The sequence below is a fragment of the uncultured Agitococcus sp. genome, assembly GCF_937920075.1.
GTDB lineage: Bacteria > Pseudomonadota > Gammaproteobacteria > Pseudomonadales > Moraxellaceae > Agitococcus.
Genome location: NZ_CALETI010000151.1, coordinates 1 through 6,809 on the forward strand (window position 1 = coordinate 1; position 6,809 = coordinate 6,809).

7 protein-coding genes are annotated in these 6,809 nt (G+C 41.5%); 4 read left to right on the top strand and 3 right to left on the bottom strand.

Features of this window, described 5'->3' with window-relative positions; translation table 11 throughout:
• From Q0212_RS05635 to Q0212_RS05650, 4 genes are all read left to right on the top strand, one after another.
• Positions 1-352 (top strand): ABC transporter permease (locus tag Q0212_RS05635; RefSeq protein ID WP_297923433.1); only part of this gene is annotated, 352 nt, incomplete at its 5' end.
• 56 nt (positions 353-408) lie between these two features.
• Positions 409-1,143, top strand: coding sequence for a phosphate ABC transporter ATP-binding protein PstB (pstB, locus tag Q0212_RS05640; protein WP_297923445.1), 735 nt, complete (start codon positions 409-411; stop codon positions 1,141-1,143).
• Between the two features lie 103 nt (positions 1,144-1,246).
• A complete protein-coding gene (phoU, locus tag Q0212_RS05645; RefSeq protein ID WP_297923435.1) occupies positions 1,247-1,972 on the top strand; it encodes a phosphate signaling complex protein PhoU in 726 nt (241 codons plus the stop codon).
• Positions 1,973-1,992: 20 nt separating this feature from the next.
• A complete protein-coding gene (locus tag Q0212_RS05650) occupies positions 1,993-2,460 on the top strand; it encodes a flavodoxin family protein (protein ID WP_297923437.1) in 468 nt (155 codons plus the stop codon).
• Between the two features lies 1 nt (position 2,461).
• Here Q0212_RS05650 and phoR read toward each other — a convergent pair whose 3' ends face one another.
• The 3 genes from phoR to Q0212_RS05665 all read right to left on the bottom strand — a co-directional run bounded on the left by phoR (position 2,462) and on the right by Q0212_RS05665 (position 6,215).
• Positions 2,462-3,748, bottom strand: a complete 1,287-nt coding sequence (phoR, locus tag Q0212_RS05655; protein WP_297923439.1) for a phosphate regulon sensor histidine kinase PhoR — start codon at positions 3,746-3,748, stop codon at positions 2,462-2,464.
• Positions 3,745-4,455, bottom strand: coding sequence for a phosphate regulon transcriptional regulator PhoB (gene phoB / locus Q0212_RS05660; protein WP_297923441.1), 711 nt, complete (start codon positions 4,453-4,455; stop codon positions 3,745-3,747). The genes phoR and phoB overlap by 4 nt, the downstream gene beginning before the upstream one ends.
• A 173-nt stretch (positions 4,456-4,628) precedes the next feature.
• Entirely contained in the window at positions 4,629-6,215 is a 1,587-nt protein-coding gene (locus Q0212_RS05665; RefSeq protein ID WP_297923443.1) for an inorganic phosphate transporter, read from the bottom strand.
• Positions 6,216-6,809 lie beyond the last annotated feature (594 nt).

Below are 6,809 nucleotides of genomic sequence, written 5' to 3' on the forward strand. Positions count from 1 at the left end.
CTGGCCGATTATTTTGAACACCGCCGCTGGCGTATCCACCGTGCCGCAGGATTACCTGAACGTGGCCCGTGTGCTCAAGCTGTCGGAATGGAAAGTGTTCACCACCATTCTGTTCCCCTCGGTGCTGCCGCACCTGATGACCGGCATCCGTCTGTCGATTGGCGTGGCCTGGCTGGTGATTGTGGCGGCAGAAATGCTGACTGGCGGCGTGGGCCTGGGCTTCTGGGTGTGGGATGAATGGAACAACCTGAATGTGGAGCACATCATTGTCGCCATCTTCGTGGTGGGCCTGATTGGCCTGGCGCTGGAGCAAGGCTTGATGATGCTGGCGCGTCGCTTCCAGTACAACTGATTTGCGCAGGGAGAGGGAAAATGGATAACCGATACGTGCACCTGGAACAAGTCGGCATGGCGTTCGACACCAAAAAAGGCCGCTTTGTCGCCCTGCAGAACGTCAATCTGGACATTGCCCAAGGGGAGTTCATCTCGCTGATTGGCCACTCCGGCTGTGGCAAATCCACTTTTATTCGCTGCCTTAACCGCATGCATGAACTCACTCCCAATACTAAAGTCACTGGCACCGTCCTGCTCGACGGGGAAAATATTTACGATAGTGCGGTTGATCCTGTCTCTATTAGAAGAAGAGTAGGAATGGTCTTTCAAAAGCCCAATCCCTTTCCAAAATCTATCTATGAAAACGTGGCTTATGGTTTGCGTTTGCAGGGTATTAACAAAAAGAGTGTGTTGGATGATGTGGTCGAACACTCATTAAAAGGCGCAGCTTTATGGGACGAGGTAAAGGATCGTTTACATGACTCTGCTTTAGGTTTATCGGGTGGTCAACAACAACGTTTGGTGATTGCGCGTGCCATTGCTATTGAGCCAGAAGTGTTATTGCTTGATGAGCCAGCTTCGGCGCTTGACCCGATTTCGACCTTAAAAATCGAAGAGTTGATTCATGAGTTGCGTGATCGTTTTACTATTTTGATTGTTACCCATAACATGCAACAGGCAGCGCGTGTGTCTGATTACACAGCCTTTATGTACTTGGGTAAATTGATTGAACATGGCGATACCGATACCTTGTTTACTAACCCAACCAATAAACAAACCGAAGACTATATTACAGGTCGTTATGGTTAATTGGTGTCTTTTTTGCAAAGCAATTATCGTTAATGACATCGTATTTTTTGCTAGAGTGTTAAAGGCTCTCTAGCAAAAAAATAACTATTTTGAGGACACCATTATGCCCGCTAGTAAAGAAGATTATGGCCACCATATCTCGCAAAAGTTTAATGCTGAATTAGAAGATATTCGTACCCATTTTTTAGAAATGGGTGGTTTGGTCGAAAAACAAGTAACGGATGCGATTCATGCCTTGTTGGATGCAGATTCCGCATTAGCGATAGTTGTGCAGGCTGATGATAAAAAAATTAACAGCATGGAAAAAAATTTGGATGATGAATTGGTTAAAGTATTAGCACGTCGTCAACCTGCTGCGTCCGATTTACGAATGATTATTGCCATTAGCAAAGCAATTATCGATTTAGAGCGTATTGGTGATGAAGCCGCTAAAATTGCGCGTTATGCCCAAGTTTTATGTGAAGAGGGTGAGTCACCACGCGGTTATGTAGAAACTCGTCATATTGGTAATCAAATTCGTGTCATGTTGCATGATACTTTAGATGCGTTTGCGCGTTTAGATGTACAGCAAGCTTTAAGAGTGATGCAGTCTGATCGTGAAGTCGATTTAGAATACAAAACGGCAACGCGTGCCTTAATGACTTATATGATGGAAGATCCGCGTTATATTGCTCGTGTGTTGAATGTGATGTGGGTCTTACGTAGTTTAGAGCGGATTGGCGATCATGCGCGTAATGTGGCTGAGCAATTAGTCTATTTGGTGCAAGGTACAGATGTCCGTCATATTAGTGATGAAGCCTTAAAAAAACGTATTGATGGTCAAGCGTAAATGCTTGGTGCTAGCTATTTATGTCCCGTAAAACCCTGTTAATTGTGGCGCATACACCTTCAGCAAATACTGAAGCTGTGTTAAAAGCAATGTTAGCAGGGGCTAATCATCCCGATATTCAAGATGTTGATGTGGTTTATAAACCAGCATTAGCAGCAACTGCCGATGATATTCGAGCCTGTCAGGCAATTATTTTGTTTACCACCGAAAATTTAGGCTATATGAGTGGTGCATTAAAAGATTTTTTTGATCGTTGTTATTATCCTATTTTAGAGGAAAAACAAGGACTTCCTTGTGCTATTGTCATTAGAGCAGGCCATGATGGTACAGGCACACGTCGCGCCATTGATACTATTTTGACAGGGTTACGGTGGCGACAAGTTCACGAGGTCTTGATTTTACGCGGTCAATGGCAGGATGAGTTTTTGGCACAGGCCGAAGAATTAGGTTTGTATATGGCCGCAGGTTTAGATGCAGGGATTTGGTAAATTACACCAATGCACTTTTAGGAAACACACAAGTAAATGTAGAGCCAACATTGGATTTTGAACTGATATTTAAAATTGCTTTATGTTGTAGCAGCACATGTTTAACAATGGCTAAACCCAAACCAGTGCCACCTGTAGCTGTACTACGCGCAGCATCGACTCGATAAAAACGCTCAGTTAAACGCGGAATATGCTGTGGCTCAATGCCAATACCATTATCTTGCACACTTAAATAGGCGTATTTCTCATCATTACTCCAACGAATCGTTATCGCACCACACGCAGGCGTGTATTTAATGGCATTAGTAATTAAATTAGAAAAGGCACTACGCAAATCGTTTTCGATACCCATGAGCTGCAAAGGACTATCAATATGTACCATAATCGCATGTTGTTTGTCGGGGTCATAGGCTAAGGCTTCTTGGCGTAGCTGCTCCAACAAATTAGTCATATTAACGGGTTTGGCTTCTTGTTTAATGTTGTCACTTTCTAATCGAGACAATAACAATAAGTCATTGACCAAATTACTCATGCGTTTGGTTTGCTGTTGCATTTGACAGAATGCACGATTAATTCTTGCTGGAAACTCATCATTATCAATAAACGTTTCGATATAACCACTTAATACCGTTAAAGGTGTTCGTAGTTCATGCGAGACGTTAGCCACAAAGTCTTTGCGAATTTGTTCTAATTGATGCAGGCGAGTGATGTCATAGGCAATTAATAAACGATCATTATCACCAAAGCGAGTAATTTCGTATTGCAAATAATGGTTTGCCTGAATCCAAGACGGCAGTTTTAGTGCGTCTTTGGCAGTGCCTTTTTCAAAGAAACGAATAAAAGCAGGGTCACGAATTAAATTGGTAATGGCTTTGCCATGATCTGTGCCATCTTTAAAACCTAACAAGCGTTCAGCCGCGCTGTTCCACCATTCTAAATTACCATATCCATCAACCAACACGATGGCTTCATCTAATGCCGAAACAGATTCACGTGCACGTTGAATAATGCCCATTAAATTAAGCTGAGCTTCTTTTTCTTTTTTTTGTAAGCGATAAATGTTTTGAGCAATATCTTCCCAAACTCCTGTTAATTCAGGCGGATAATCTTGGGGATTACTTTTTAACCAATGATGCAGTTTATGAAGATTGCGTAAGTGCAAGCCTAAATAAACCGCTAAGGCAACAAATAAAAAAGAGACCGTGCTATTAGCAAACCAGCCGATGACAGCAAAAGCAGCTAATAAATAAGCGAGTCTCGACAGTTCAGCTTTAAGCAGTGCAGTCACACAATATCCTGTTTGTCAGCTTTAAGAGAAAAACGGTAACCAGTTCCACGTACCGTTTGAATAAAACGATCATAGCCAAACGGCTCTAAGGCTTTGCGTAAACGACGAATATGCACATCAATGGTTCGGTCTTCAACATAAACATTACCACCCCAAACTTGATCGAGCATTTGAGCGCGCGAATAAGCACGTTCTTGATGGCTCATAAAAAAGGCTAACAGACGATATTCTGTTGGCCCCATTTCGATGGGGTTTTCGTTGGCAGTAACACGATGGCTAACGGGGTCTAGTTTTAAGCCTTCGGCTTCAATCACTTTTTCGGCACTGAGGGCAGAAGAACGACGTAATACTGCTTTAATGCGAGACACTAATTCGCGTGTTGAAAAAGGCTTGGTAATGTAGTCATCTGCACCTGAGTCTAAACCTTGAATTTTATGATCTTCGTCACCGCGCGCAGTGAGCATGATCACAGGAATTTCGTTAAGTGTTTCATCTCGTTTTAAGCGACGGCACAATTCTACACCAGTCATACCAGGTAACATCCAGTCTAATAAAACAAGGCTAGGGCGTTCATCAACAATTTTATGGTGAGCTTGTAAGGCATCTTCGGCTTCAATGGTATCAAAACCTGCTAAATCGAGGGCGATGCTAATCATTTCACGAATGGCGGCTTCGTCATCGACAATTAAAATACGGTCACTTTTCATGGAGCTTTTCCTCGTACTTAAGACGACTAGGCTAATAAGAGTCTTGAGTCGGTTGTTTGAGGCTATTACATGACAAACGTGTTGCAGTATTATGACAAATACAAATGATGATGAAAATAAAAAGGCTGTTGTTTTCACAACAGCCTTTAGTTTAAAAATTCAATAGATAGTGTTTAGCTTGCTGTTACGCCTTTAATAATAAAGAAAATTAATCCAGCCATTAATGCTGTTGCGGGTACAGTAATCACCCACGCAGCAGCAATACGTAACAATTGTGAGCGTTGTACTAATTGGGTACGATAAACTTTTTTGAGGGCATTGCGTTCTGCTTTAGAAAAATGGGCAGGATCCATTTGTCTTTTGGCTTGCGCTTTTAACTCTCTTAATAAAACGCCTTTTTCATCAATAGAGGCCTTATTAAATTTGGCTAAAAAGGCATCTATAGCGACTTGGTCACCTTCGGGATGATGAGCCTTGATTTGAGCGATCATTTTATCGTAATTATATTTTAAATATTCACGTAAAAAGCCAACACCAAATACCCCGCCAACGGCAATATGGGTCGAGCTGACAGGCATTCCCATTTGACTAGCAATAATCACGGTAATTGTTGCTGACATAGCAATACAATATGCTCTAGTTTGGTCAAGGTCGGTAATTTCAGAGCCAATTGTTCTAATGACTTTAGGGCCATATAAAGCCAAACCTAAAGAAATACCTAATGCACCAACCACCATCACCCACATGGGAATAGCCGCTTCTTTATGAACAATATGGTCAACAGAACTATAAACGTCAACAATCGCTGCTAAAGGGCCTACGGCATTAGCAACATCATTAGAGCCATGTGCAAAACTTAATAAGGCCGCAGCAAAAATGAGTGGAATAGTAAATAATTGATTAACACTTTGTTTGGCATCTTGTTGGGGACTAAATTGACTTAGTCTCCACCGTGTAAATAAAAATAATAACACCGCGATGCCCACGCCAATTAAACTCGCGTCTAAAAAACTGACTTTCCAAACGCGGTTTAAGCCTTTGAGTATAAGATACGTGCCAAATGTCCAGCCCATAAAAGCAATTAACCACGGCACAATTTTACGTGCAGCACCCACCATATCGCTTTGATAAATAATGGTTCTTTTAATAAAGTACAACATTGCTGCAGCGACTAAACCACCTAATACAGGTGAAACGACCCAACTGGCAGCAATTTCAGTCATTTTGCCCCAATTAACGATATCCATACCACTGGCTGCAATACCACTGCCAATAATTGCACCAACAATAGAATGTGTTGTGGAGACAGGTGCACCAATAGCGGTTGCCACATTTAACCATAATGCTGCTGCTAATAAAGCCGCCATCATGATCCAAACAAAGGTTTGTGAATCAGTAATTAAGTTAGGGTTAATAATGCCATTTCGGATTGTACCGACTACTTCTCCACCTGCAATTAACGCACCTGCTGCCTCAAAAATAGCTGCAATCACTAAAGCACCAAATAACGTTAAGGCTTTTGAGCCAACCGCAGGACCAACATTATTGGCGACATCATTAGCACCAATGTTCATTGCCATATAAGCACCAATCGCGGCTGCTATGACAATCACTAGCGTACCTTCGTTACCCACAACACCTTTGGCGGAGGCATACAGCATAACACCCACCATAAAAATTAAGCCTAAGCCTAAACGAAATAGCTCAGTGCGGCCTTTTTTGGTGGCTTGTTCCAATTTATGAATATCTTTGATGTTCACGATGGATTTCTCAGATGAATTTGGGAGGCGGATTATGACAGAAATGTGACAAAAAATGGCGTAAAGCGTAGTTGTTGAAAAACAAATAGTGGTGTTTTTTTAATCGCAGACAAGAGTTAAACTGTATAAGATAAGGAGGAGGTTGAGGCGTGATAAGCTTGTATAGGACTTATGCACTATCTTTTTAGATTTAATTTAAAATCAATAGGTTAATGCTTATATTTTGGTTGAAACTCAAACGTTTTAACTTTTTGATTTTTAAGTGAAAAATTTTGTCAATGCGTAAGTCCTAAAAGGCTTAAATATTTTTACTATTTGTACTTGGTTGTGTGTGTTTGCTTGTGTTTATGGTTATGTTAGGGCGTTACAAGCAGAAAAAACTGAGGAGGAAAATCCGTAATCTACGGACTTTCTTCAACAAAAAACTAAATCTTAAACACCAAACTTAACACCAAACCTAAAAAAATCACCATACCCACTTTATGATTATGCAAAAAAGACTCGGTGCAATGTTGCGCTTGGCGGTCATGGCAATGGCGATATTGCCAAATAAACAAGCCACCACAAACGCCTAAAGTAATTGCCCAAATTAAA